This window comes from Actinotignum schaalii FB123-CNA-2 (genome assembly GCF_000411135.1).
Taxonomy (GTDB): Bacteria; Actinomycetota; Actinomycetes; order Actinomycetales; family Actinomycetaceae; genus Actinotignum; species Actinotignum schaalii_A.
Genome location: NZ_KE150265.1, coordinates 1 through 1703, shown reverse-complemented (window position 1 = coordinate 1703; position 1703 = coordinate 1). Strand labels below are relative to the sequence as shown.

The window sequence follows — 1703 nt, the reverse complement described above, 5'->3', positions numbered from 1 at the left end:
CCTGAGTCGTGCAACTTTTTGAGGTTTTGGGGTTTTCTCGAGTGTTTGGCCTGGTCAGGGGCTTGTGGTTGGTGGTTTTGGGTCACTAAAAGGGTGGTGGTGTTTTAGCTAGACTGGGATCATGGCGCCATTCCTACGTAAAGTGAGAACCGCCTCTGGTGCCACGGCCGTGCAGATAGTGGAAAAACAAGGCCGGGTAAACCGGGTTATCAAACACCTCGGCTCGGCACACGACGAGGCCACACTGGCGGCATTACTCGAGAAAGGCCGCCAAGAACTGTCCCCGGGCCAGTTGAAACTCGACTTATTCGATAGTGGTAGCCCTGCTAGCCCACGCGCTTCTACCCTGGCTAAACGATCAACACTACTGTGGCAAGTCCTCCAGGACGCCTACCGGGTAGTGGGCTTCGAGCAGGCTATTAGAGACAACGTATTCGAGCAGTTGGTTTTAGCCAGAATTGTTGAACCGGCCTCGAAAGCCGACACGATCCGTATCCTCGACGAGCTCGGGGTTGAGCACGCGAGTTTGCGTACCATATTCACTACCCTGCGTCGTTGCGCGGATAAAGACTACCGATCCCAACTCGCCCGGGCGTGTTTCGACCACGCCACAAAATCCGGGGATTTATCACTGGTGTTGTATGACGTGACTACCTTGTATTTCGAAGCTGAACGCGAGGACGAGGACGGGGACGCGAATGAGGGATTACGTAAAGTCGGGTACTCGAAAGAAAGACGTGTTGATCCTCAAATCGTGGTGGGTTTGCTGGTAGACCGTGGCGGGTTTCCTTTGGAGATCGGTTGTTTTGAGGGTAACAAAGCCGAAACTAAAACCATTCTCCCAGTCGTGAAAGGCTTTCAAGCCCGTCACGGGTTAGATAGTTTCGTGGTGGTAGCAGATGCCGGAATGCTCAGCGCCAACAATCTCAAGGAATTAGACGCAGCCGGGTTCAGGTTCATAGTCGGGGCCAGGCAAACCAAAGCACCTTACGACCTGGAATCCCATTTCCACTGGCATGGCGCGTCTTTTACTGACGGGCAGATTATCGACACGGTCACGCCCAGGCATGCCAATACGAAAGTCAATGACAAGTTGAAGGAAGACGAGCCTGTGTGGGATGAGACTATGGTCAAGTCCTGGCGGGCTATCTGGCAGTACTCCGCAAGGCGAGCCCGCAGGGATGGACTCACCCTGGAAGCCCAACGCCGGCGTGCTATGGAGACGATAGAAGGCGTCAAGCCCGCGCGTAAACCCAGGTTCGTGAAAACCACTCGTAACGGTTGTAGTTTCGATGAGGTGGCCTTTGAACGCGCCCGGAGACTCGAAGGATTGAAAGGCTATGTCACTAATATCCCGGCCGTGGTAGCTCCGGCAACGCAAATCGTTGATTCCTACCACGAATTGTGGCACGTGGAACAGTCTTTCCGTATGTCTAAATCGGATTTACGAGCCAGGCCGATATTCCACCGGAAACGTGAAGCAATCGAAGCGCACCTGACCGTGGTGATGGCGGCTTTGGCTATCTCCCGTTATCTCTACCAGAAAACCGGGGTCACGACTAAAAAGCTCGTACGCGCGCTACGCCCGATCCAGGAACAAACCATCCTTTATCAAGGCCACGAAATTCGTTCCAGTGATCCCATCCCACCCCAAGCCCAAGAAATCCTAGAGAATCTGGGTCACTAAAGTTGCACGACTCAGG

At 53.9% G+C, this 1703-nt stretch carries 1 protein-coding gene; it reads left to right on the top strand.

Translation table 11 applies throughout. The features are described 5' to 3' along the window. Positions 1–121: 121 nt before the first annotated feature. Positions 122–1687 carry an IS1634 family transposase gene (locus tag HMPREF9237_RS08690; RefSeq protein ID WP_016442569.1) on the top strand — a complete coding sequence of 522 codons (1566 nt, stop codon included), beginning with the start codon at positions 122–124 and terminating at the stop codon, positions 1685–1687. Positions 1688–1703 lie beyond the last annotated feature (16 nt).